This window comes from Bosea sp. BIWAKO-01, from assembly GCF_001748145.1.
GTDB lineage: Bacteria > Pseudomonadota > Alphaproteobacteria > Rhizobiales > Beijerinckiaceae > Allobosea.
This window is the reverse complement of record NZ_BCQA01000001.1, coordinates 819274-842176: the sequence shown is the minus strand read 5'-3', so window position 1 is coordinate 842176 and position 22903 is coordinate 819274. Positions and strand designations below refer to the sequence as shown.

The window sequence follows — 22903 nt, the reverse complement described above, 5'->3', positions numbered from 1 at the left end:
CGGAGTTCAAATCTGGAGAGGCATAGGACATTTGGGTACTTCGCGCGCGCAATGAACAGGTAAGGCCGGTGTGTGGCGCGAGCAAGACAACCAGACCGAGCATGATCAGGGCCGCGACACAATACGGACGCTATGAACAATGTTCGCGGGCGCAGTAAGTCGGGCGTTTGAATGTATTCATGCGATCGATTATTGTCTTGCGAGAGTGTTTTCTATGCATTAAACCGTTTCCTCGTCGTCTCGCTTTTCGTGATTCTGGCTTGGGCAGCTCTTGACCAGCTGCTGGGCTGGAAGTTCGAAGGCTTCAGTCGCGGGACGTACAGGCCGATCCGACGATTTTTTTGTCCAAGAACACATAAGGAGTATTTTCGCCATGACCGACAACGACGGCTCGGATTTCATCGAGCTGACCGCGGACATCGTGTCCGCTTATGTGTCGAACAATTCTGTTCCTACGTCCGAATTGCCCGCTTTGATCAGCGATGTGCATGCCGCCCTGAGCCGCGTTGTTGGTGGTGTTGCGCCGGTTGTGCCTGCCGAGGCGCCCAAGCCGGCCATTCCGGTCAAGAAATCCATCACGGCCGACTATCTGATCTGCCTTGAGGACGGGAAGAAGTTCAAGTCGCTGAAGCGTCATCTTCGTACGCAGTACAATATGTCGCCCGAGCAGTATCGCGAAAAGTGGGGTCTGCCGCCCGACTACCCGATGGTGGCCCCCAACTACGCCGAGGCGCGCTCGCAGCTGGCGAAGAAAATGGGCTTGGGTCAGCAGCGCCGCAAGCGCCGCTGATTGTTTGTCGCGGAGGACGGCGCTGCCAATTCGGGCAGCGCTTGCGACCAAACAGTTCGTCTGGCCGCCGGGTTCCCGGCGGCCTTTTTCATGGCGCTGCCGCTTGCCGGCGTGCTTGGCGGGGATCGCGTCGTGCCTCGGCTCATCGGTCCCTGCGGTTGCCTGGGGGCACCGACATCTCCCAGCGAAGCAAATGAGGAAGCGGCAGGAGGCGAGGCTTAACCTACCGCGCGACAGCTCCCACTGTGCCCGCCGCATTCGGTCTTGAGCAGTCTTACGCGGCCGCCCTGCGGGCATCCGTCTTGATGCGTTCGATCATCGCGCGCACGCCGTTCGAGCGTTGCGGCGTCAGATGGGCTGCGAGCCCGAGGGATTGGTAGATCGTGAATGCGTCCGTCGCGAGGATCTCCTGGGCGGTGCGGCCCGAATAGATCGCGAGTGCCAGCGCAACCAGGCCACGTACGATATGGGCATCGCTGTCCCCCAGGAAATGCAGGCGCGTCCCTGCGCCGGGGCCGCCTTCGCTGCGTGCTGCCAGCCAGACCTGACTGGCGCAGCCTCGGACCTTGTTGTCGTCGTTATGCGCTTCTTCCGGCAGCGGGGCGAGGCTGCGGCCGAGCTCGATGAGATATCGGTAGCGGTCGTCCCACTCTTCGAGCAGCTCGAAATTGGCGATGATCTCGTCGAGGCTTGCGCTCATGTCCTGTCCGCCGGGAGCCGCGCCATGGGCGGGGCGGCAACGGCGAGCGTCTTCGGCCGACCGGCGCGCCCCGTCAAGCGCTCGTCCCTCAAGATATAGGTGCGAGTCTGCTAGCGGGTAGTGGCCAGAGGTTTCTGGTTTGCTGCGCTGAGCGTGAGCGCCAGGAAGCGGGAGCGCGTTTCCGGGTCGAGGCCGGCCAGGATTTCTGCGGCCTCGCGAGCGGCCATCGCACCATTCGCCACCGTCCTGACATCGACCTGGCTCGCAGCCTTCGCCACGTTGCGCAGGGTATCAGCCGAGCCGCCATCTTCGGCTTTGCCGCCATGGACGGGTGAGTTGAGGGCGATGACCCCGATCACCGCCAGGCTGCGCAGAAGATAGGCCATCGCTCGTTTCCCCGGTTGCCGGCAATGCCGGCTCGCCCCTGATCCCGAGGACATCCTAGACCCGGATCTCAAAAGATCGCGTCATTTGTAAGCAACGCATTTGAATCGAAGGTCCTGCTCTATCTTCAGCTTCCGTTCACCCTGCTGCGAACATCGAAATGGATGGAATTCGTGGGTCGAACTGCTCTAACTATCTGTACAATTTATCGAATTTCTTCCCGCGGAACGGGTTCGGCGCGTTCGGTCGGCAATCGCCTTAAACCCCGCTTAAACCCGGCTCGGCAAGGATCGGGATGTTACAGGCAAGTCGGCCTGCCGAGGTGAGCGTTGCGTTTTCCCATCACGATGACGGCGATCAGGACACAGGTGGCGGCGATGGTTCATCCATCGGTGCTGCCGAATTCCGTTGAGCGCATCCGCCACGAGCGCTTCATGCTGACGCGGCTGGCGCTCGGCGCGGTGGCCCTGAGCCTGGCTCCGGCCTATCTCGCCTGGCGGGGTACGATGGGCCCGCTTGAACTGCTTGTGCTGATTGCGGTGACGCTTCCGTTGCTGGCCGTCTTCACTCTCTCGCGCAGCGGGCGGCTCGAGCTCGCCCATTGCATTTCCGCCGCAGCGCTGGCGCTCCTGATCGTCGCACTTTCGGGCATGACCGGCGGGATCGCATCACCGCTCCTGCTGTGGCTCGCCGCCATTCCGGCGGAGGCGATGTTCTTCGGCTCGCGGGCTTATGTTGCCCGCGCCGGCGCCATCGCTGTCGTCGCCCTGGCTTCGGTCACAATCGTGCACGCATTCGGCCTGCCTGCGGAGCCGGCTCCCTGGGTCTCCGCTGCCATGCCGCTATTGGCTGCTGCCGCAATCCTGCATGTCGCCGTGGTTGCCTTCGGCTTCCTGTGGCGCCGTGACGACGAGATGCGCGAACATCGCGCCTCCGGCGTGCGTGCGCAGCTCCTGCTCGACCATGTTGGAGACCTTGTGACCTGGCATGATGCGACCGGCGCCGTTGTCTTCGCCAATGCGGCTTCGGCCTCCTTGACGGGCGCAGAGCCGCGCGAGTTGATCGGGCGAGGGCTGCTCGACCGTGTCCATGTCGCCGACCGCCCTCTATTTCTCAAGGCGCTCAGCGATGCCGCGCACGGCGACGGGACAGCGAGCGCCTGCTTTCGCACGCTGTTCGTCCCGCGCCAGGACGAGGCGGGGACGCCGTCCTCTCCGGTTGCCCTCTGGCTCGAGATGCAGGCGCATCGCGTCGCGAATGCCGGACCGCGGGACGGGGCTGCGGTTGTCTGCGTCATGCGCGACGTCACCGTGCGTCATGCGCTCGACGAAGAGCGGGCGCGCGGCCATGCCGAGGCCGTCCGTGCGAGCGACGAGAAGGGACAGTTTCTCGCCACGGTGAGCCATGAGCTGCGCACACCGCTGAACGCGATCATCGGCTTCTCGGAAATGCTGGGAACCGACAGCTACGGCCTGCTCGATGCCGGCAAGCGTCGCGAATACGCCAATATCATTCATGCTTCGGGCCATCACCTGCTCGATGTCGTCAATACCTTGCTCGATGTCTCCAAGATCGAGAGCGGAGTCATGGCGATCGAGCAGGAGCCGCTCGATCTTGCGGAACTCGCCCAGGACGGCTGCAGGCTGATGGCGCTGCGCGCCGAGGCGGAGAAGGTTGCCCTGGAACGCGTCATCGGCCCGGATCTGCCGTTGCTCCGTGGCGACCGTCGTGCGCTGAAGCAGGTCCTGCTGAATCTGCTTTCGAACGCAATCAAGTTCACGCCGGCTGGCGGCCGGGTCACGCTGGCCGTGGTGCGTGATGGCGATATGCTCGATCTTTCGGTGTCCGATACCGGCATCGGCATTGCGGCCGCGGATCTGCCACGGTTGGGCGACCCCTTCTTCCAGGCCAAAGGCTCCTATGACCGCGCCTATGAGGGCACCGGTCTCGGCCTGTCGGTGGTGCGTGGCCTCGTCGGCCTGCATGGAGGCCGCCTGACGGTGGAGAGCGCTCCAGGTGTCGGCACACGCGTCTCGGTGAGGTTGCCGGTTGGCGGCGTTGCCCAGGCCTCCGAGCCCGCAAAGATCGTTACCTTCGCCCGAGCGCCGCGCCGCGGCTTCGAAACCAAAGAACCCTATCGTCTGACTGCCTGATCGAGAGCCGACCATGTCCGTCACACTCGCAGCCCGCGCTCACTCGAACGCGACCCTGTCCGCTCCGGCGAGGCGCGCCCCGCCGGCTCGCCGCAAGGCGTCCTTCCTGATGCGGATCTGGCGCGCAACCTTGCGTCGCCCGGGCCGTAGCCTGATCCTGACCCTGTTCTCGGCTGCCGCCGCGGCCATCCTGATGAACGCGCTGCTGTTTCAGAAGGCGCGTCATCCCTCGCCAATCCTGTCGCAATCCACGACGGCCACCCCGTCGCCGCGCAATGCCGAGCGGCGCACCGAGCAGGCGCCTGCCGGAGCAGCAGTCGCTCCCGCCCCGGCCGCATCCGTTCCGGCAGAGCCCGTGCAATTGCCCCCTTCGCGCCCGGGCGGCTTGACGCAGGCGGCTCGTGAAGCGGCGCCGCGCCCACCGGCATCCGTCAACGCAGCCCCGCGCCCGGCGCCCGCTGCGCCGACCCAGGCGGCAGCACAGCGCGCTCCCGCCCCGATGCGTGACCGGGATCCGATCGCCGATCTGATCAACGGCGTCGACATGCGGCCTCCGGCGGAAATCCGGGGCGTGGCTTCGGCCAAGCCGGCTTCGCCGCGCCGCACCGTGGAAAACTGAGGCAGATCGCGTACCCTTCCGACGATGGCGCGTCTCACCAGCGATTTTTGGGTCTCGGCCTATTTGCGGCAGGCGGCACTCGACGGCTTCGATGCCGTCCTGCGCCGCCGCGGTGCCAGCGAGGCCGGGGCGATCTTCGTCAAGCTCGACCGGCTTGACGGCACTGCCGCGCTCTACGGGCCTGCGCCGCAGGCGCTGGCGGACGAGAGCGGCGCACGCCGCTTTCAGCTGATCCTCGATTCCGACCCGCTCAGCGTTGAGGAACGGGTTGAGCGCGAACGTCGTTTCGATCCGGACCTCTGGCTCGTCGAGATCGAGAACCGGAAGGGCGATCCCAGACTGGCCCTTGCCGAAGGCTGACCCGCCGCCGCGTATACGAACGCTCAGCCGTGCTCGCGCCCGCTGCGCAGTCCGCGCCTGACCTCGTCGAGGACCGAGCGACTATCCGGCCTGGCGGCGCCGGAACGGGCGGGCGTTCCGCTCGGGTCGAGGAGGGGCTGGTGCTGGCCCTTGCGGTTGGACAGGCTCTTGCTCTCGCCGGATATCTGCATGACGAGCCGATAGGCCACCCCCGGGGTGACCGAGCGCATCAGCGCCACCAGGGCGAAGATGCGCTCCACCGAATGGGCGGCATCGTCGCCAAGCCTGATCAGCAGGCGCGTCGCATCCTCGACGCTGACGCCGCCGGCGATCAGGGTGAGTGCCGTCAGGTCGCGCGAGTGATCGCGGGCCATTGCCTCGGCGAGACGGCTGCCCGTGCCCAGCTGGCTCGAGAGCGCACCGAAGAGGCCGTCGCGATCCTGTTCGGCGGTGGCGAGCCAGCCCGCAAAGGTCTCCGGCGTCGGCGCCGGGCGTCTCTCCGATGGGCTGACCGCCTCCAGCGCCGCAAGCGATTCGATTGTGGTACGGCGTCGTTCGGCACCGGCATGCAGGAAGAGCGGGATAAGGTCCGCGCTGTTGATGTCTCGCCGCACCAGCAGGCCCGGCACATAGGCGGCATCGTCTCGCGCCCGGTCGAGCAGGAGGTCGAGCACGGGCCGGGGCAGGGGGGCGGACGGGTTGGCGAGGAGCGCCAGATCGACTGCCCGCTCGCCCCGACCCGTCAGCATCAGGCTGGCCTTGGCCGGCAGGTCGGCCCGTTCGGCAGCGACGATGGCAGCTGCTGCGTCGCCATGGGCCGCAATGTCTTCGAGCTCGGAGGGCGAGACCGGGCCGCCATGGCGCATCAGCGTCGACAGGACGGCCCCGCCGCGTGCCTTGAGCGCCTGCAGGACATCGGCCTGCGCATGGCGCCACCCGGCAAGCTTGCGCGCCAGGATGATGGCTGTGCCCTCATCGATGGCGGGAATCAGGGCGAGCGCCATCTCGCGAAACGCCTCCAGATCCTCGCTGGAGGGCTGCGTCGTCGACATCAGCAGATCGGCTTTCACACGCAGTGAAACCTGGCTGAGATCGAGCCCGCCGTCACGCGCGAGACGAGCGAGCTGCGCAAGATCGGCGGAGATACGGGACGGCATACTGACAACTCGTCGGAGACACGGGAGGTTTCCGTCAACTTATGCCCGACGCGTTAATGTGGCGTTAACCATGTCGGGGCCTGATGCGGTTTGAGGGCCTCGGCTGCCGGCGCCGGCCCGCGCCGTGCCATCCGTTCCCTGCCTCGACCGCAACCAAGGCGCCAACCAAGGAGGCGCATCATGGCCGTCGTCATTCCTTTCGCGCCGCGTCGGCGCAGGATTGCTGGCCTGCTCCCGGCTCTTCCCCGGGAAGCCGGAACGATCCTGTTCTTCACCGGTGTTCGCTACGAGCGCCCGCCGGAGCCGCGCGCTTCCGGCAGGCCGGAGCGCAAGCCGAGCACTCGGTCCCGTGCCAAGTCCGCTCCGAAGAGTGTCAGGCAGCCGGCGTGATGCTCCTGTTGCGGCGTATGCGTTCCGGTGCGGGCAGGCGGAGCCTGCAAGGGGCTCTGGTGGTGGCCCTGTCGGCAGCGGGCTGTGCACCTGGTAGCGGCGACTTCGGCCGCCCGCGTCCCGGTATCTGGAACGATACGATTGCGCCCAGCATCGGCCTCGGCTCCGCGATCGCACGTGGCGAGGCCGTATCGTACTTCCATATGACGGACGACGAGGAGCAGTTGCGCGATCGCGCCTGGCGCTTCGTCATGCCGGCACATGAGCGCAACGTCTTCGAGCGTCAGGTCTCCGATCTGGCCCATGCCCGAATCCTGCCGGCGGCCGCTCAGTCAAGCAACATCTCCGACTATCATCGGTCGCTGATATCGGGCTCCTTCCGGTCACAGGCCTCGCGCTACAACCGGCTCGCCGAGGATGCCAACGCAGACCGCCTGCTGATCGGGCCGTTCCGGGGCAATGCAGGCAGGGTGGTTGCGGCTGACCGGATCCGGATGAAGGCGCTGGAGGCATCGCCACTCGTGCCGCCCGATCAGAACGATCCGGCGCTGGCGCGCGTGATCGAGAATGAAGGCCTGATCCTCTGGGTCTGCGAGCGAGTCGGCTTCCGGCTGGAAAGCTACCGCTATGCGCTGGCCAATCTCGTCGTCGAGATGCCGGCGCGCGACGCGGTCAGGGCCGAACGCAGCATCATGGCGCTCGAGGCCGAGGCCGGGCCCCTCTGCAAGTTGCCGCTGATCGGCACCTTCAAGGACGAACCGTCCAGGCCGGTGGTCTACAAAGGCTGATCAATCCGCCAGGCCGCAGGCGACGCCTTTGGCCATCGCCTCGGCATCGGGCCGGTCGGAAGGCAGCTTCGCCAGGACGCGCGCGACGATCAGGCCTTGCTCCGTGTCGGATACGACACGCAGTTCGCGCGTGGTCTCTCCCTCCTCGTCGCGTGCCAATCGCTCGTCGAGCTGTTCGGTGGTCATCACCACGAATTCCAGAACCCCGCGGATCGCGGCGCGGTCCGTGATGGCGTAGCCGACACCGCCGCCACGCCGGTGCAGCGACAGTCCCAGCGGCAGCGATCCGACGCGAGCCACCACCCGCATCGGGCCCGCACTCAGATCATAGCTGCAAACGGCGGTCACCAGGGCAGGGTCGGCATCACGCGGGGCCGGCAGGCCTGTGGTCTGCGCCGATACCAGTTCGGCCTGGCCCCCGGCGCCCAAGGCCGCATAGGCCGTTGCCGCATCGCGCTCCGACAAGAGCGGGATCAGCAGCACGATCACGATATGGACGATTCCGGCCAGCACCAGCCCGGCCAGTGTCGCCAGTGCGAAGCGGCGGATCGCGGTCGTGATGCGCAGGCGCCAATTCATCGTCCGCTTTGCCTTCGCGACGACCGGACCGGAAACACCGTGGGAGGGCTCGAAACTTGTCATCGGCAATCGATCCGGCCGATGCGGGGAAGGGACTCGGGGCGCAGTTCGCTGGCATGTCCCGAGATCGGGGTATCATAGAGCCTCAGTCGAAACTGGAACCGCCCGCGAATGGGCAATGGTAGCCAGTTCCCCGCCTCCGGCGTCGTCCCGGCAATCACCCGGACACTGGCGCTTTCGTCGCGAACGATCTCGGCATCGGTGAACCCGTTGCGTTCGAGCGGCAGGCGAAAGGCGTGGCCATCAGCGTCCGTGACGTTCAGTGTCCAGCCTCGCGTCGTCGGCGTCGTTCCGATAACGAGATAGCGGCAGCGCCCGTCGAGCACCTGGCCGGTCTCGTCGCGTTCGGCGATCAGCTCGAGCCCTTCGCCGGAGCCAAGCGGCAGATGCACGCCACGGGCCAGATAGGCCCGCATATAGGGATCGACATCGCGCCCGCCGCTGCGCGGCCAGGCGGTCCATGAACCGACCTGCAGCCGTCCGAGCGGAGGGCGCTCCGCGACGGCATAATGCGCCGAGGTGAGCCCCAGCCCGGCACCGAGTGCGATGATGTAGGAGAGCGTGAGGAGGCGCACGGCTAAGCCTGTTCAGCGGATACGACTTGCGCCACCCGGTGGCGTCAGGTCCTGAATGCCGGCCTGGGCCGTCCGTCCTGCTGCCCGCACCGGCTCGATCGTGCGGAACATCGCGCCGACCGCCGAGAGAACCTCGAAGGACTGGCGCGGCATGTGTCCAGCGCCGGCACTCAGAGCTGCGGCATCGGTTGCCGGAGCATTGGCCTTTGCGAGTGCTGCGACCTTCGGGTCGATCACAGGCGTGACACCCGGGATCGGTTTCAGCTCCAGCCCCTGATGGGCGAACTGCATGATCTCCTTCCAGGTCATCGCGGGCAGGGAGCCGCCTGTCATGTTCGCGGTCTCCGACGAGTCGTCGTTGCCGAACCACACCGCGCCGACCAGATTGCCGGAATAGCCGACATACCAGGCGTCCTTGTAGCCATTGGTGGTGCCCGTCTTGCCGGCGGTGACCACGCCATCGAGCGCGGCGCGACGCCCGGTGCCTTCGGTCGGAACCTTGGCCAGCATGAAGTTCATGTCCTGCGCGACCTGGACGCTCAGCACGCGCTTGCCGGTGCCGTCGTCGCGATCATGCCGGTAGATCAGGTCGCCCTGCGAATTATGGATATCGATCGCGGCATAGGGCTTGGCTCGCAGGCCGCCATTGGCGAACACGGAATAGCCTGCGGCCATATCCATGACCGTGACTTCGGCTGCGCCGATGGGCAGCGAGACCGTGTCGGTCAGCGGCGTGGTCAAGCCCATGGCGTGTGCCGTCTCGATGATCTTCGTCCGGCCGATGCGCGCCGCGCGCGCCTCGTGGGTCTCGCCGGTGGCGCGGCCGATCGCGATCGACATCTGCACCGGGATCGTGTTGATCGACTTCGCCAGCGCCACCGTCAACGGCATCGACCCGGCATAGGAGCGTCCGTAATTGTTAGGGCACCAGTTGCCGATGCAGACCGGGCGGTCGGTCACGATCGTGTTGGGACGATAGAGCCCCGCGGAGAGTGCTGCCGCATAGACGAACGGCTTGAACGAAGAGCCGGGCTGCCTTGCTGCCGTCGCGCGGTTGAACTGGCTCGCGCCATAGTCGCGCCCCCCGACGATCGCGCGCACGGCGCCGTCGGGGTCCATCACCACGGTCGCCGCCTGTTTCGCATGATAGGCCGGCCCGTGTTGACGCAGGATCGTCTCGATTGCGCGGTCGGCACGATCCTGGATCGCCGGATCATGCGGCGTCTTGACGGTCAAAACCCGGTCCGGGCCGATCTTGCCCTCATCAGCCAGCTTCCGAACCTCGTCGAAGGCCCAGTCGAGATAGTAATCGGGGCTGAAGTCACGCTTGCGGTCGACCGGGGTGGCCGGGTTGCGCTTCGCGCTGTCGATCTGGCCCGCGGTCATGAAACCGGCATCGACCATCGCGTTCAGCACGTCATTGGCGCGGGCACGGGCTGCCGGCAGATTGACATGTGGCGCATATTTGGTCGGCGCCTTGAACAGTCCTGCCAGCATGGCGGCCTCGGCAACGCTGACATCCTTCACGGATTTGCCGAAATAATATTCTGACGCAGCCGCCACGCCGAAGGTGCCGCCGCCCATATAGGCGCGGTCGAGATAGAGCTTGAGGATCTCGTTCTTGGTCAGCCTGTATTCGAGCCACAGAGCCAGGAACGCTTCCTTGATCTTGCGGTCGAGCGACCGCTCATTGCTCAGGAAGAGGTTCTTGGCGAGCTGTTGGGTCAGCGACGACCCGCCCTGAACCACGCCCGAGGCGCGCGCGTTGACGGTGATCGCGCGGAAAGTGCCGAAGATGTCGATGCCGAAATGGTCGTAGAAGCGCCGGTCCTCGGTTGCGAGAACGGCTTTGATGAGATGGTCCGGCAGTTCCTCGAGCTTCAGCGAATCGTCATGGCGCGCGCCGCGATGACCGAGTTCGGAGCCGTATCGGTCCAGGAAGGTCACCGCGAAGACCTGATGCTTGAGCGCCTCCTCGCGGCCTTCGTGGAAGGCTGGGATTGCGAGCATGAGCATGACGAGAGCGCCGGCGATCCCGACATTCAGGCCCTCGCTCGCGAACTCCGCTGCGAGCCGCTTGCCACCGGAGACGGTCAGCCGGTCGGCATAGCTGCGCAAACGTTCATAGGCTTCGCCCGCGCGACGGCCCGCGCCCCAGAGCGTGTCGTCGATCCATGAATCGACGGCAAGCGCAAAGCGCTTGAGACGGGTCGTCCAGTTTGCCTTCCTGAACTCCATCGCCGCCCGGGCCACCCTGACGAAAAACTGCGGTTATCTCCTGCCGCGACCGGATGGTGTTGGCAACCCAAAGTGCCCCTTGGTAGGGAGATAGGATCGACCTTCGCGCACGGGAAGGCCAGCGTCATCCTTTAAGCAGATGAACAGCAGGTTTCGCGCCAGACGATCCGTGTCATTGCGAAACAGCCCGCCCGGATCGATGTGCAGCTGGGATGCGCGGCATCGCGGCGCTTCCCACGAACTCCACGAGGGCGCATAAGCGCGTTCATGACGGACGCACCCATCCGGCCAGAGCCATTCTGGCTTAGCAAGACGCTCGACGAGATGACCGCGCAGGAGTGGGAATCGCTCTGTGACGGCTGCGGGCGCTGCTGCCTGGTGAAGCTCGAGGACGACGATACTGGTCGCATCCATGCGACGGATATCGGCTGCCGGTTGTTCGATGCCGGGACCTGCCGCTGCAAGGATTACTCCCATCGCTCGACGCTCGTTCCCGATTGCGTGACGCTGACCCCGGAAGACGTTCGCACGCTGCCCTGGCTGCCGCCGACCTGCGCCTATCGGCTGGTCGGGGAGGGGCGTGACCTGCCCTGGTGGCATCCGCTGGTGTCTGGCGACCCCGAGACGGTCGTCGCGGCCGGCGTTTCCGTGCGTGGCCGGGTCTTCGCCAGTGAAGATGACGTGCATGAGGACGACCTGCCCGAACGTATCGTCAATTGGCCGTTGCGCTGGCCGCGCGCGGCGCGCAACCCTTCGCGTGGCTGAGGAGCGTCGCAGATCTGCAGCAATCCTGCTGCAGCCTCGCTCATTGATTGTTCATCCGCTTTTCGGCATGACCTCGCCCGTCCCTGCTGCCCGGCTGTTTCTGCCGGCGGCGCTTCGCATGAAACTTTTGGATCGCCGGCGCGTTGCTGAGCCCGGCTGTATGAAGAGGTAGTTGTGATGGCTGGTGGGAAGTGGGTCTACACCTTTGGCGACGGCAAGGCCGAGGGTGAAGCGGGCATGAAGAACCTGCTCGGCGGCAAGGGCGCGAACCTCGCCGAGATGAGCAATCTGGGCTTGCCGGTTCCGCCCGGCTTTACGATCACCACCGAGGTCTGCACCCATTATTACGATAACGGCAAGAATTTCCCGCCCGATCTCGCCGGGCAGGTGAAGGCTGCGCTCGCCGAGATGGGGCGTCTCACCGGCAAGCTCTTCGGGGATCCCGCCAATCCGCTTCTGGTGTCGGTGCGCTCCGGCGCCCGCGCCTCGATGCCAGGCATGATGGACACCGTCCTCAACCTCGGCCTCAACGACGTCACCGTCGAGGCCGTGGCGAAGGCCTCGGGCGACGCCCGCTTCGCCTGGGACAGCTATCGCCGCTTCATCACCATGTATTCGAACGTCGTGCTCGACGTCGATCACGGCCATTTCGAGGAGGCGCTCGAAGACTACAAGGAGCGCAAGGGCCTGCATCTCGATACCGATCTCTCGGCCGATGACTGGAAGGTGCTTGTCGGTCGTTACAAGGACATCGTGAAGAAGGCGCTCGGTGCCGAGTTCCCGCAGGAGCCGCAGGAGCAGCTCTGGGGCGCCGTCGGCGCAGTGTTCTCGTCCTGGATGAATGCGCGCGCGATCAAATACCGCGAACTCAACAGCATCCCTGCCTCCTGGGGCACGGCCGTCAATGTCCAGTCGATGGTCTTCGGCAACATGGGCGAGACCTCGGCCACCGGCGTCGCCTTCACCCGCAATCCCTCGACCGGCGAGAACGCGCTCTATGGCGAGTTTCTGATCAATGCGCAGGGTGAGGATGTCGTTGCCGGCATCCGCACTCCGCAGGACATCACCGAGGTGGCGCGTCAGGCCGCCGGCTCGGACAAGCCTTCCATGGAAAAGGCGATGCCCGCGGCCTATGCCGAGCTCTGCCGGATCTACGGCATCCTCGAGAAGCATTATCGCGACATGCAGGACATGGAGTTCACCATCCAGGAGGGCAAGCTCTGGATGCTGCAGACCCGGTCCGGCAAGCGTACCGCCAAGGCCGCGCTCAGGATCGCGGTCGATCTGGCGCAGGAAGGATTGATCGGCGAGGAGGAGGCAGTCGGCCGCGTCGAGCCTGGCGCCCTCGAACAGCTCCTGCACCCTGCGATCGATCCCAAGGCCGAGCGCCGCGTGCTGACGACCGGCCTGCCGGCCTCGCCCGGTGCGGCGGCCGGCGAGATCGTCTTCAATTCAGACGATGCCGAGGCTGCCAAGAAGACGGGCCGCAAGGTCATCCTGGTTCGGGTGGAGACCAGCCCGGAAGATATCCACGGCATGCATGCCGCCGAAGGCATCTTGACCACGCGCGGCGGCATGACCTCGCATGCGGCGGTCGTCGCACGCGGGATGGGCAAGCCTTGCGTCTCCGGCGCCGGCCAGATCCGGGTCGACTATGCCAAGGGCACGATGACGGTGGGGCCGACCACACTGCGGGCCGGCGATTTCATCACGATCGACGGCACCCTCGGCCAGGTTCTGCTTGGCGAGGTCAAGATGCAGCAGCCGGAGCTTTCCGGTGAGTTCGGCACGCTGATGGGCTGGGCCGACAAGGTTCGGCGCCTCAAGGTCCGTGCCAATGCCGAGACGCCGCGCGATGCCCGCGCCGCCCGTGATTTCGGCGCCGAGGGCATCGGGCTCTGCCGCACCGAGCACATGTTCTTCGACGAGGATCGCATCCTGCCGATGCGGGAGATGATCCTCGCCGGCGACGACAAGGGACGGCGCGACGCGCTGGCCAAGCTCCTGCCGATGCAGCGGCAGGATTTCGTCGAGCTCTTCACCATCATGCAGGGCCTGCCGGTCACGATCCGGCTGCTCGATCCGCCTCTGCACGAGTTCCTGCCGCATACCGACGAGGAGATCGCCGAGGTGGCGCGCGCCATGGCGGTGACGCCGGACGTCCTCCGGCGCCGGGCGGCCGAGCTGCACGAGTTCAATCCGATGCTCGGTTTCCGCGGCTGCAGGCTGGCGGTGGCGTACCCTGAAATCGCCGAGATGCAGGCCCGTGCCATCTTCGAGGCCGCCGTGATCGCGGCGCGCGAGACCGGCAAACCGGTCATCCCGGAGGTGATGGTGCCACTGGTGATGGGCGTCGCCGAGTTCGACCTCGTCAAGGCCCGCATCGACGCCATGGCGAAGGCGGTGATCGGCGAGAGCAAGACCGAATTCACCTACCAGGTCGGCACGATGATCGAGCTGCCGCGCGCCGCCTTGCGTGCCGAGGAGATCGCCCGCAGCGCCGAATTCTTCTCCTTCGGCACCAATGACCTGACCCAGACCACACTCGGCATCAGCCGCGACGACGCCGGTTCCTTCCTCGGCTCCTATACCGCCAAGGGCATCCTGGAATCCGACCCCTTCGTCACCATTGACCAGGAGGGCGTCGGCGAACTCGTCAAGCTCGCGGTCGAGCGCGGTCGCCGGAGCCGTCCGCGGATCAAACTGGGCATCTGCGGCGAGCATGGTGGCGATCCGGCTTCGATCGGTTTCTGCGAGAGCATCGGTCTCGACTATGTCTCCTGCTCGCCCTTCCGGGTGCCGATCGCACGCCTGGCCGCGGCGCAGGCCGCACTGGGCGCGATCAAGGCCAAGGACGCCTGAGCAGGGAGTTTCCGATGGTCGGCCTCGAGCCGACCATCTCCTGGACGTCGGTCCCGGGCCTGCGCCATGCGCGGCCTGAGACCGATAATCCTGCATTGGCGCGAGAACGGCCGCCGGTCTAGTTTCGCGCCATGCAGACGCGTATCGGCCAACTCTCCCGCCCCTTCGGCAAGCTCTATTACGAGGTCACGGGCTCAGGCCCGCCGATTGTCTTCGCTCATGGGCTGGGCGGCAATCATCTGTCCTGGTGGCAGCAGGTCGCTCATTTCAGTCCGCAGTACAGCTGCGTCACCTTCGCTCATCGCGGTTTCGTGCCGTCGGAGCCGGTGCCCGGAGGCCCCGATCCGGCAGATTATGCCGGCGACCTCGCCGCGCTGATCACCCATCTGTCGCTGGAGCGGCCGGTTCTGGTCGCGCAATCCATGGGCGGCTGGAGTTGTGTCGATTATGCGCTGGCGAACCCCGGGAAGGTGAGCGGGCTCGTCATGGCCTGCACCACCGGCACGCTCGATTTCGGCAAGGCCGGAAGGGATATCTCGAGCGAACTCGCGGCCTGGCAGCAGCGTGTCGATGAGACACTGCCGCTTTGGGCCAAGAGCGGCATCCATCCCGCTTGCGGCGAGGCCTTCGCGAAACGCTTGCCGGCGCTCTACGAACTCTACAAATCGATCGACCGCATCAATGCAGGTCTGGACAAGGCCCTGGTTCGGCAACGCATCTGGGAGGCGCGCAACCGCTCGCCGGCCGACCTCGCCACGCTCGATTGTCCCGCCTTGTTCCTGTCCGGCGCCGACGACCTCGTCGTCCCGCCTTGTGGCGTCGAGGCGGTCGCTGCCCATGCCGCGCGGGGGCGCTTCGTCAGTGTTCCCGAAACCGGCCATTCCGTCTATTTCGAGGATGCGGCGCGCTTCAATGCCGAGCTCGACCGCTTCATGTCCGAGTTGAAAGCCTGAACCGTGCCGTCTCGCGCGCTGACCACGATCGGCTTCGATGCCGATGACACGCTCTGGCAGAACGAGCAGTTCTTCCGGCTGACGGAGGAGCGTTTCGTCGCCCTGCTCGGCGAGCACGGCGAAGCCGCCGAAATCTCCGGCAGGCTGCTGGACGCCGAGCGCCGCAATCTCGGCTTCTACGGATTTGGCATCAAGGGTTTCACGCTCTCGATGATCGAGACCGCGATCGAGGTCACAGGCGGCAATGTGCCGGCTTCCGTCATCGCCGAAATCCTTGCCGCCGGGCGCGAGATGCTGGCGCATCCGGTCGAGACGCTTCCCGGCGCACAGGAAACACTTGAGGCACTGGCCTCCGAATACAGGCTGGTACTGATCACCAAGGGCGATCTCTTCGATCAGGAACGCAAGCTCGCCCAGTCCGGGCTGGGCGATTTCTTCCAGGCGGTCGAGATCGTCAGCGACAAGAGTGTCACGACCTATGAACGCATCTTTGCGCGTCATGGTGACGGGCCCAGACATGCGATGATGGTCGGCAACTCGCTGAAGTCGGACATCGTGCCGGCGCTGCAGGCGGGAGCCTGGGCCGTGCATGTGCCGCATGAGCTGACCTGGGTGCTCGAACATGCCGAGGAACCAGTTTCGGAGCAGCGCTATCGCCGCCTGGCGGATCTTGGTGGCCTCGTCGGGCTTCTTGGCGAGATCGAATGACGCCAAGCGGCGCCCCATGTCGGGCCATCCGAAGCGTCAAAGCTGAGGAGCGGCCCGGAAGGCATCTGGTCCCGGGCGCAAGCAAGCAGTCCGCGTTCGAAAACCAGATCGGCAAAGAGTTCGGCGTGCGGGTCAACATCGCTCATTGAGGTTATTCTGTCGGCACGCCCGCGAAGACGTTCCTGCGACGGGTCGAGGGATACCGCCTCGACGCAGGGCAGGCCTCGGGTGTCGCCTTTCCCGATGCTCCCGTCTTGCGCGGATGCCGGGAAAGAGGGCGCCGTTGCGCATCAGGGTGCTGCGCTGGACCCGCATTGCAATTTATGCTAGTGCCGCCCATGTAAGACGAGATGCGGCCGGGTTCTGGCCAATCCTCCGCGCGGGATTTCCCGGTCGGCGGGCACGATTCAGATCCACCACACATCGTTATCAAGGCCACGGCGAGGCGTCCGCGCGTCAAGTCGTGTCTTCCACATACGAACGCGGATCTGAAACGTAAGGACTACCCCTATGAACAAGGGCACCGTGAAGTGGTTCAACACCACCAAGGGCTATGGCTTCATCACCCCTGAGGCCGGCGGCCAGGACGTTTTCGTCCACATCAGCGCTGTCGAGCGTGCTGGCCTGCGCGAGCTGCGCGACGGTCAGGTCGTCTCCTTCGAGCTGATCGCCGATCGCAAGACCGGCAAGTCCTCGGCCGGCAACCTCGTCGTCGCCTGAGGCTGAATACTGACCGGGAGGGTGCTCGCACTCTCCCGGCTCTCTCTACCGATACCTTTACAACAATACCTTTCGGCGCAGTGGCTAGCGGTTCGCCGGACGGAAATGACGTACTTCAATGCCGAACCCATTCGGTGGCGCAGCCGGTTTCCACATGCGCCCCTTGCGTTTCGGCTTCAGAAAGACCTGTTTTGACACAATTTACAGACCTCGGCCTCGCCGAGCAGCTTCTCAAGGCGCTCGCGGCTGAAGGTTACTCCAAGCCGACGCCCATCCAGGCGCAGGCCATCCCCCCTATTCTCGAAGGCAAAGATCTGTTCGGCGCGGCCCAGACGGGCACGGGCAAGACGGCCGCCTTCTCGCTTCCGATGCTGCACCGGTTGCTGAACAACCCCCGGCGCATGCAGCCGCGCTCGGTGCGCGCACTCATCCTGAGCCCGACGCGTGAACTTGCGGCGCAGATCGAGACCAGCATCCGCACCTACGCCCAGTTTACCACGGTCAAATCGGCCGTGATCTTCGGCGGCGTGCCTGTCGGCAAGCAGATCCGTGCGCTCGGCCAGACCGTCGACATCCTCGTCGCCACGCCCGGCCGCCTGCTTGATCTCGTCGACCAGCGCGCAGTCTCGCTGCGCGAGATCGAGTTCCTGGTGCTCGACGAGGCCGATCAGATGCTTGATCTCGGCTTCATCCATGCCTTGCGCCGGATTGCGACGCTGATCCCGGCCAAGCGCCAGACGCTTTTGTTCTCGGCGACCATGCCGAAGCAGATCCGCGAGATCGCCTCGGCCTATCTGACCAATCCGGTCGAGGTCGCGGTGACGCCGGTTGCCACGACTGCCGAGAAGGTCGAGCAGCGCGTCATCTTCACTGACCCCGGCCAAAAGCCGGCCCTGCTGGCCAAGACGCTCGGCGTGCCGGAGATGGAGCGCGCGATCGTGTTCACGCGCACCAAGCATGGTGCAGACAAGGTTGTGCGCCAGCTCGAGCAGTCCGGTATCAAGTCGGCAGCCATCCACGGCAACAAGAGCCAGGGCCAGCGCGAGCGCGCTCTCGGCGCTTTCCGTGATGGCGAACTGCGCATTCTGGTCGCGACCGATATCGCGGCGCGCGGCATCGATGTCGACGGCGTCAGCCATGTCGTCAATTTCGACCTGCCGAACGTTGCGGAAACCTATGTCCACCGCATCGGCCGCACCGCGCGCGCCGGCGCCACCGGCGTCGCCATTGCCTTCTGCACCCCGGAAGAGCGCGGCGATCTGGCGGCGATCGAGAAGCTGACCCGCGTTTCGCTGACCCCGGTCGGCGAGGTGCCGCATTGGGATGGTCGCACGCCCAAGAAGCCGCCGCAGAACCAGGGTCGCGGCCGCAATGGCCAGGGCTCCGGTGGCGGGCGCGATCATGGCCGGCCGCAGGGCCAGCGCCAGGGCGCGAAGCCGCAGCAGGCGGGCAAGCCCCAGCATGCCGGCGGTCAGCGCAGCGAAACTCCGCGCAATGACCGTCCGCCCCAGCGCACTGAGGCGCCTTCGGCGCGAAAAGACAGCGTTGCCGGCAAGGAAGGACTTGGCGGCGTCGCGTTCTTGCAGCAAAGAACAGAGCAACGTCGCAATGGCGGCGCCCGGCGCCGCGCGAACTGACGCGCGGATAGCCAGGGGACGATCGGGCCGGCGGATCCCTCTGATCCGGTCGTCCGCCCAAGGCGCAGAAGAAGGACCAAGGAATGGCGAAAGAAGAACTTCTCGAGTTCGACGGCACGGTGGTCGAGGTGCTGCCCGATGGAAACTATCGGGTGAAGCTCGACAATGACCATGTGATCCTGGCCTACGCGGCCGGCAAGATGAAGAAGAACCGCATCCGCACGATCGCCGGAGACCGGGTCGTCGTCGAGATGTCGCCTTATGATCTTGATCGTGGCCGCATCAACTTCCGTCAGAAGACGGCGGGGCCGGCTCCGGGCGGGCCGCCGCGTAATCAGAACTTCCGTCGGCGCTGAGCCACAGCATGCGCTTCAGCCGGGTTGAACTGCTCTTCCTCGCTGCAGGCGCAGGCCTCGGAGGCCTTGTCGCACTCGCGGCTCACATTGGATGGCTGGCGGGATCGGCAGCTTTCCCGCGCTATCTGTTCGTCCTGATCGGGCTTGGCCTCATCGAAGTCGTCTTTGGTTTCGTGACGGGCCGCCCTCCCGGCGCTCTTGTCGGGATGCCCGCCCGGATCCTGGCCTTCGTGCTCGGTCTTGGCATCCTGGCGCTGGTCACCGGCGGCATCGCCTGACCGCCTGACATATTCCCTCAACACATGAAGGACCGCGCGCTGGCGCGGGATGCCGAGTGCTGGTCAGCATCGGGGAGACGTGCTAATATCCTTATGCTCAAAACGAGCATAGCTGGCTAGAAAAAGGCTGGCGGCGACCCGGAGCGGAGCTCCGGCATCGCAGGGATGAGGAGGATGTCATGTCTTTGGGCTTGGAAAAGTCTCGGGGCTTCGCGGCCGACAACGCTGTCGCCCCGGTTACTGTCGCGCGCCGCAGGGACGATCCGCGCTTCCGGCCACTGCCGATGCCCGACCTGACCTGGACACCCGAGGTCGAGGCCGCGACGGCGCATCTCTACGAGAAGGTCAAGGCCGTCATTCCAGCGGTGGAATGGCCCTTCTTCGCGCCGACGATCAAGGCGATCAACGAGCTGAAGCAGGTCCGCAACGCGGTCATCCTCGGCCATAACTACATGACGCCGGAGATCTTCCATTGTGTCTCCGACATCGTCGGCGACTCCTTGCAGCTCGCCAAGGTGGCCTCGAAGACCAAGGCAGAGGTCATCGTGCAGGGCGGCGTGCATTTCATGGCCGAGACCTCGAAGTTGCTCAGCCCCGAGAAGATCGTGCTGATGCCGGACATGAAGGCCGGCTGCTCGCTGGCCTCTTCGATCACGGGCGCCGATATCCGCCTGCTGCGCGAGCGCTATCCCGGCCGTCCGGTCGTCGCCTATGTCAACACCTCGGCCGATGTGAAGGCGGAGGTCGATATCTGCTGCACCTCCTCGAATGCCGTGCAGGTGGTCGAGAGCCTGGGCGTGCCGGAAGTCATCTTCGTGCCTGATCAGTATCTGGCGAAGAACGTCGCGGCGCAGACCAAGGTGAAGATCATCTCCTGGGCCGGTGCCTGCGAGGTACATGAGCGCTTCACCGCCGAAGAACTCGTGCGCTACCGCGAGGCCGATCCAAGCATCAAGATCGTTGCCCATCCGGAATGCCCGCCGGAGGTCGTTGCAGTTGCCGATTACGCCGGTTCGACCAAGGGCATGATCGACTGGGTCAAGCATGAGCTGCCTGGCCGCGTCCTGCTCGTCACCGAATGCTCGATGGCGGACAATGTCGCAGCCGAGACGAAGGGCGTCGAATTCGTGCGGCCCTGCAATCTCTGCCCGCATATGAAGCGCATCACCTTGCCCAAGATCCTCGAGTCGCTGGTCTATATGCAGCACGAGGTGGTGATCGATCCGGCGATGGCCGAGAAGGCCCGGCGCTCGGTCGAGCGCATGGTCAACCTGACGATGTAAACCCGCATGCCTCTCCCCTCAGGGGGAGGGGCCCTGGCGGCGGATTGGCCCTCATGCCTGACATCCAAGCGGATATCCTCATCGTCGGCGGCGGGCTGGCGGGGCTTTTCACGGCCCTGAAGCTGGCACCGCTGCCCTGCACTGTGCTGGCGCCGCGTCCGCTCGGCGAGGGCTCTTCGTCGAGCTGGGCGCAGGGCGGAATTGCCGCGGCGATGTCCGAGGGCGACACGGCCGGCAAACACGCCGCCGATACGATCGCGGCCGGTGCCGGCATCGTCGACGAGGCCATCGCGCGCATGGTTGCCAGTGAGGCCGCCGAACGCGTCCATGATCTTCTGTCCTATGGCGTGCCCTTCGACCGCGATCTCGCCGGGCGCCTCGTGCAGTCGCGCGAGGCCGCGCATTCGGAACATCGTGTCGTCCGCGTCGGCGGCGATGGTGCCGGCGCCGCGATCATGCAGGCGCTGATTGCGACGGTGCGGCAGACGCCTTCGATTACCGTGCGGGAAGGGTTCATCGCCGAGGACCTGCTTCTCACCGATGGCGCCTGCACGGGTGTGCTGGCGCGCGGCGAGCACGGGGCGGCGCGCGAGGCGACGCGGTTTCATGCCGTCGCAACCGTGTTGGCCACGGGAGGCATCGGCCATCTCTACGCGCTGACCACGAATCCGGCGGAGGCGCGTGGCGAAGGACTGGCCATGGCGGCACGCGCCGGCGCCACGATTGCCGATGCGGAGTTCGTGCAGTTTCATCCAACTGCGCTGGCGCTTGGGCTCGATCCAGCCCCGCTGGCTACCGAAGCGATCCGGGGCGATGGCGGCATTCTCGTCAATGCCGCTGGCGAGCGTTTCATGCTGGCTGCCCACAAGGACGCCGAGCTCGCCCCACGCGATATCGTGGCGCGCGCCGTCTTCGCCGAGATCGCGGCCGGGCGTGGTGCCTTTCTCGATGCACGGGCGGCGATCGGCGCGGCGTTTTCCGAGCGGTTTCCCGCCGTCACCGCCGCCTGCCGCATGGCGGGCATCGATCCAGCGACCGAGCTCATGCCGGTGGCGCCGGCCGAGCACTACCACATGGGTGGCGTGGCGACTGATGCTCATGGTTGCACGACGCTTCCCGGCCTCTATGCCGCCGGTGAAGTGGCCAGCACCGGCCTGCATGGTGCCAACCGGCTCGCTTCGAATTCCCTTCTGGAGGCGGTGGTTTTCGGCGCACGTGTCGCCGAGCACCTGAAGGGCCGTCCGTTGGTGATGAGAACCAGGGGGAAGCCTGTCCGTATGAGCGGCACGGCAGCCTGCCTGCCGACGGCCGTAGACCAGCGCGCGATCTCGCGCTTGCGCGCGATCATGTCGGAGAGGGCTGGCGTGGTGCGTGACGGGTCAGGGCTGCTTGCCGCGTCGCGTCAGCTCCAGGCCATCGCCGAGGCCGCGGAGAGTTCGACGCTCGTCAACATGGCGAGTGCCGCTCTCATCATCGTTGCCGCAGCGCTTGCCCGGCGCGAGAGCCGTGGCGGCCATTGGCGCAGCGATTTCCCGCAAGCCAGCGCGGCGCTCGCGACGCGCAGCAAGCTGACATTATCGGCGCCGCCTGCCGCGCGCCGCGCCCTGTCCTGATCCGGAGTCCGACGTGAGCCAAGCCGTCCTCAATCCCCTGCTCATCACCGAGGCGGTGCGTACCGCCCTGATCGAGGATCTCGGCCGGGCCGGTGACATCACCACCCTTGCGACGATCCCGGCCGGCAAGCGGGCACGGGCGGTGATCGCAGCGCGCAAGAGTGGCATCATTGCCGGGCTCCCCTTCGCCCGCGAGGCCTTCCGGCAGTATGATCCGTCGGTTCGCTTCGAGGCCGGCATGTCGGACGGCGACAGGCTCGAGCCCGGCGCCATTGTGGCTTGCATCGAGGGGGAGGCCCGCTCCGTCCTCTCGGCAGAGCGTGTCGCGTTGAATTTCATGGGCCGGCTCTCGGGCATCGCCACGCTGGCCGCGGCCTATGTGGCCAAGGTCGCGGGCACGAAGGCGATGATCGTCGACACCCGCAAGACCACGCCGGGCCTGCGCGCGTTCGAGAAATATGCCGTTCGCTGCGGTGGCGCCGGCAACCATCGCTATGGGCTCGATGACGCCATCCTGATCAAGGACAATCATGTCGCCGTCGCCGGCGGCATTCGCCCCGCATTGCAGGCGGCCAAGCGCCAGGCTGGGAACTTCGTCAAGATCGAGATCGAGGTCGATACCCTGGCCCAACTCGAGGAGGTCCTCACCGAGGGGGCCGACATCGTCATGCTCGACAACATGTCCGTTGCCGATCTGATCACCGGCGTTGCCATGGTCGGCGGGCGCATGAAGGTCGAGGCGTCCGGCGGCATCACGCTCGACACCGTCGCGGCGATTGCGGCGACCGGCGTCGACATGATCTCGGTGGGCGCCCTGACCCATTCCGCCAGCGTGCTCGACCTCGGGCTCGATATCGAGATCGCATGAAAAAAGCCCCGGCCGAAGCCGGGGCGTAAGGTCGTTTCCGTGGTTAAAAGGGTCTGCGTCTAAACTC

Annotated in this window: 23 protein-coding genes; 17 read left to right on the top strand and 6 right to left on the bottom strand. The window is 65.8% G+C overall.

Features of this window, described 5'->3' with window-relative positions; genetic code table 11:
• Positions 1 to 373 precede the first annotated feature (373 nt).
• A complete protein-coding gene (locus BIWAKO_RS03855; protein WP_043233741.1) occupies positions 374 to 790 on the top strand; it encodes a Ros/MucR family transcriptional regulator in 417 nt (138 codons plus the stop codon).
• 274 nt (positions 791 to 1064) lie between these two features.
• On the opposite strand, the gene BIWAKO_RS03850 is transcribed toward BIWAKO_RS03855, so the two are convergent.
• On the bottom strand, positions 1065 to 1490 hold the full coding sequence (locus BIWAKO_RS03850; protein WP_069877413.1) for a SufE family protein: 426 nt from the start codon (positions 1488 to 1490) through the stop codon (positions 1065 to 1067).
• Positions 1491 to 1600: 110 nt separating this feature from the next.
• Positions 1601 to 1876: a hypothetical protein gene (locus BIWAKO_RS03845; RefSeq protein WP_069877412.1), complete on the bottom strand. Its 276-nt coding sequence runs from the start codon at positions 1874 to 1876 to the stop codon at positions 1601 to 1603.
• 327 nt (positions 1877 to 2203) lie between these two features.
• Here BIWAKO_RS03845 and BIWAKO_RS03840 point away from each other — a divergent pair, with 327 nt between their 5' ends.
• The 3 genes from BIWAKO_RS03840 to BIWAKO_RS03830 are packed head-to-tail and all read left to right on the top strand — an operon-like array spanning position 2204 to position 5006.
• The gene (locus tag BIWAKO_RS03840; protein ID WP_141739970.1) at positions 2204 to 4027 is read left to right on the top strand and encodes a sensor histidine kinase; all 1824 of its coding nucleotides are present in this window, start codon (positions 2204 to 2206) and stop codon (positions 4025 to 4027) included.
• 13 nt (positions 4028 to 4040) lie between these two features.
• Positions 4041 to 4646, top strand: coding sequence for a hypothetical protein (locus tag BIWAKO_RS03835; RefSeq protein WP_069877410.1), 606 nt, complete (start codon positions 4041 to 4043; stop codon positions 4644 to 4646).
• 24 nt (positions 4647 to 4670) lie between these two features.
• Positions 4671 to 5006, top strand: a complete 336-nt coding sequence (locus tag BIWAKO_RS03830) for a DUF1491 family protein (RefSeq protein ID WP_069877409.1) — start codon at positions 4671 to 4673, stop codon at positions 5004 to 5006.
• 23 nt (positions 5007 to 5029) lie between these two features.
• Here the strand turns inward: BIWAKO_RS03830 and BIWAKO_RS03825 are convergent, their stop codons facing one another.
• On the bottom strand, positions 5030 to 6163 hold the full coding sequence (locus tag BIWAKO_RS03825) for a DUF2336 domain-containing protein (RefSeq protein ID WP_069877408.1): 1134 nt from the start codon (positions 6161 to 6163) through the stop codon (positions 5030 to 5032).
• Positions 6164 to 6343: 180 nt separating this feature from the next.
• On the opposite strand from BIWAKO_RS03825, the gene BIWAKO_RS35225 reads away from it, so the two are divergent.
• Both BIWAKO_RS35225 and BIWAKO_RS03820 read left to right on the top strand, forming a co-directional pair.
• Positions 6344 to 6553: a hypothetical protein gene (locus tag BIWAKO_RS35225; RefSeq protein ID WP_141739969.1), complete on the top strand. Its 210-nt coding sequence runs from the start codon at positions 6344 to 6346 to the stop codon at positions 6551 to 6553.
• A gap of 62 nt (positions 6554 to 6615) precedes the next feature.
• On the top strand, positions 6616 to 7341 hold the full coding sequence (locus BIWAKO_RS03820) for a hypothetical protein (protein WP_141739968.1): 726 nt from the start codon (positions 6616 to 6618) through the stop codon (positions 7339 to 7341).
• On the opposite strand, the gene BIWAKO_RS03815 is transcribed toward BIWAKO_RS03820, so the two are convergent.
• The 3 genes from BIWAKO_RS03815 to BIWAKO_RS03805 are packed head-to-tail and all read right to left on the bottom strand — an operon-like array spanning position 7342 to position 10793.
• The gene (locus BIWAKO_RS03815) at positions 7342 to 7983 is read right to left on the bottom strand and encodes a DUF1254 domain-containing protein (protein WP_244523349.1); all 642 of its coding nucleotides are present in this window, start codon (positions 7981 to 7983) and stop codon (positions 7342 to 7344) included.
• On the bottom strand, positions 7980 to 8555 hold the full coding sequence (locus BIWAKO_RS03810) for a DUF1214 domain-containing protein (RefSeq protein ID WP_069877406.1): 576 nt from the start codon (positions 8553 to 8555) through the stop codon (positions 7980 to 7982). The genes BIWAKO_RS03815 and BIWAKO_RS03810 overlap by 4 nt, the downstream gene beginning before the upstream one ends.
• 12 nt (positions 8556 to 8567) lie before the next feature.
• Positions 8568 to 10793: a transglycosylase domain-containing protein gene (locus tag BIWAKO_RS03805; RefSeq protein ID WP_069877405.1), complete on the bottom strand. Its 2226-nt coding sequence runs from the start codon at positions 10791 to 10793 to the stop codon at positions 8568 to 8570.
• 267 nt (positions 10794 to 11060) lie between these two features.
• Here BIWAKO_RS03805 and BIWAKO_RS03800 point away from each other — a divergent pair, with 267 nt between their 5' ends.
• From BIWAKO_RS03800 to nadC, 11 genes are all read left to right on the top strand, one after another.
• Positions 11061 to 11558, top strand: coding sequence for a YcgN family cysteine cluster protein (locus BIWAKO_RS03800; protein WP_069877404.1), 498 nt, complete (start codon positions 11061 to 11063; stop codon positions 11556 to 11558).
• A 177-nt stretch (positions 11559 to 11735) separates the two neighbouring features.
• Positions 11736 to 14420, top strand: coding sequence for a pyruvate, phosphate dikinase (gene ppdK / locus BIWAKO_RS03795; RefSeq protein ID WP_069877403.1), 2685 nt, complete (start codon positions 11736 to 11738; stop codon positions 14418 to 14420).
• Between the two features lie 131 nt (positions 14421 to 14551).
• Complete coding sequence (locus tag BIWAKO_RS03790) at positions 14552 to 15373, top strand: alpha/beta fold hydrolase (RefSeq protein WP_069877402.1); 822 nt, start codon at positions 14552 to 14554, stop codon at positions 15371 to 15373.
• Positions 15374 to 15376: 3 nt separating this feature from the next.
• Positions 15377 to 16081, top strand: coding sequence for an HAD-IA family hydrolase (locus tag BIWAKO_RS03785; protein ID WP_069877401.1), 705 nt, complete (start codon positions 15377 to 15379; stop codon positions 16079 to 16081).
• Between the two features lie 510 nt (positions 16082 to 16591).
• A complete protein-coding gene (locus BIWAKO_RS03780) occupies positions 16592 to 16801 on the top strand; it encodes a cold-shock protein (RefSeq protein ID WP_043233725.1) in 210 nt (69 codons plus the stop codon).
• 191 nt (positions 16802 to 16992) lie between these two features.
• Entirely contained in the window at positions 16993 to 18438 is a 1446-nt protein-coding gene (locus tag BIWAKO_RS03775) for a DEAD/DEAH box helicase (protein ID WP_069877400.1), read from the top strand.
• A gap of 83 nt (positions 18439 to 18521) precedes the next feature.
• The gene (gene infA, locus BIWAKO_RS03770) at positions 18522 to 18794 is read left to right on the top strand and encodes a translation initiation factor IF-1 (RefSeq protein ID WP_054207590.1); all 273 of its coding nucleotides are present in this window, start codon (positions 18522 to 18524) and stop codon (positions 18792 to 18794) included.
• 8 nt (positions 18795 to 18802) lie between these two features.
• Complete coding sequence (locus BIWAKO_RS03765) at positions 18803 to 19072, top strand: hypothetical protein (RefSeq protein WP_069877399.1); 270 nt, start codon at positions 18803 to 18805, stop codon at positions 19070 to 19072.
• A gap of 179 nt (positions 19073 to 19251) precedes the next feature.
• On the top strand, positions 19252 to 20355 hold the full coding sequence (gene nadA / locus BIWAKO_RS03760; RefSeq protein ID WP_069877398.1) for a quinolinate synthase NadA: 1104 nt from the start codon (positions 19252 to 19254) through the stop codon (positions 20353 to 20355).
• Between the two features lie 53 nt (positions 20356 to 20408).
• Positions 20409 to 21968, top strand: coding sequence for an L-aspartate oxidase (locus tag BIWAKO_RS03755; RefSeq protein ID WP_069877397.1), 1560 nt, complete (start codon positions 20409 to 20411; stop codon positions 21966 to 21968).
• Between the two features lie 13 nt (positions 21969 to 21981).
• Positions 21982 to 22836 (top strand): carboxylating nicotinate-nucleotide diphosphorylase, encoded by an 855-nt coding sequence (nadC, locus tag BIWAKO_RS03750; RefSeq protein ID WP_069877396.1) that lies wholly within the window; start codon positions 21982 to 21984, stop codon positions 22834 to 22836.
• The last annotated feature ends 67 nt before the right edge of the window (positions 22837 to 22903 follow it).

What these genes read in the sequence shown, in the direction of transcription:
- BIWAKO_RS03830 (WP_069877409.1), top strand. Translation starts at nt 4,671, where the DNA reads ATGGCGCGTCTCACCAGCGATTTTTGGGTCTCGGCCTATTTGCGGCAG.
- nadA (WP_069877398.1), top strand. Translation starts at nt 19,252, where the DNA reads ATGTCTTTGGGCTTGGAAAAGTCTCGGGGCTTCGCGGCCGACAACGCT.
- BIWAKO_RS03825 (WP_069877408.1), bottom strand. Translation starts at nt 6,163, where the DNA reads ATGCCGTCCCGTATCTCCGCCGATCTTGCGCAGCTCGCTCGTCTCGCG.
- BIWAKO_RS03805 (WP_069877405.1), bottom strand. Translation starts at nt 10,793, where the DNA reads ATGGAGTTCAGGAAGGCAAACTGGACGACCCGTCTCAAGCGCTTTGCG.
- BIWAKO_RS03855 (WP_043233741.1), top strand. Translation starts at nt 374, where the DNA reads ATGACCGACAACGACGGCTCGGATTTCATCGAGCTGACCGCGGACATC.
- BIWAKO_RS03815 (WP_244523349.1), bottom strand. Translation starts at nt 7,983, where the DNA reads ATGACAAGTTTCGAGCCCTCCCACGGTGTTTCCGGTCCGGTCGTCGCG.
- BIWAKO_RS03845 (WP_069877412.1), bottom strand. Translation starts at nt 1,876, where the DNA reads ATGGCCTATCTTCTGCGCAGCCTGGCGGTGATCGGGGTCATCGCCCTC.
- BIWAKO_RS03790 (WP_069877402.1), top strand. Translation starts at nt 14,552, where the DNA reads ATGCAGACGCGTATCGGCCAACTCTCCCGCCCCTTCGGCAAGCTCTAT.
- BIWAKO_RS03850 (WP_069877413.1), bottom strand. Translation starts at nt 1,490, where the DNA reads ATGAGCGCAAGCCTCGACGAGATCATCGCCAATTTCGAGCTGCTCGAA.
- BIWAKO_RS03780 (WP_043233725.1), top strand. Translation starts at nt 16,592, where the DNA reads ATGAACAAGGGCACCGTGAAGTGGTTCAACACCACCAAGGGCTATGGC.
- BIWAKO_RS35225 (WP_141739969.1), top strand. Translation starts at nt 6,344, where the DNA reads ATGGCCGTCGTCATTCCTTTCGCGCCGCGTCGGCGCAGGATTGCTGGC.
- ppdK (WP_069877403.1), top strand. Translation starts at nt 11,736, where the DNA reads ATGGCTGGTGGGAAGTGGGTCTACACCTTTGGCGACGGCAAGGCCGAG.
- infA (WP_054207590.1), top strand. Translation starts at nt 18,522, where the DNA reads ATGGCGAAAGAAGAACTTCTCGAGTTCGACGGCACGGTGGTCGAGGTG.
- BIWAKO_RS03765 (WP_069877399.1), top strand. Translation starts at nt 18,803, where the DNA reads ATGCGCTTCAGCCGGGTTGAACTGCTCTTCCTCGCTGCAGGCGCAGGC.
- BIWAKO_RS03835 (WP_069877410.1), top strand. Translation starts at nt 4,041, where the DNA reads ATGTCCGTCACACTCGCAGCCCGCGCTCACTCGAACGCGACCCTGTCC.
- BIWAKO_RS03755 (WP_069877397.1), top strand. Translation starts at nt 20,409, where the DNA reads ATGCCTGACATCCAAGCGGATATCCTCATCGTCGGCGGCGGGCTGGCG.
- BIWAKO_RS03800 (WP_069877404.1), top strand. Translation starts at nt 11,061, where the DNA reads ATGACGGACGCACCCATCCGGCCAGAGCCATTCTGGCTTAGCAAGACG.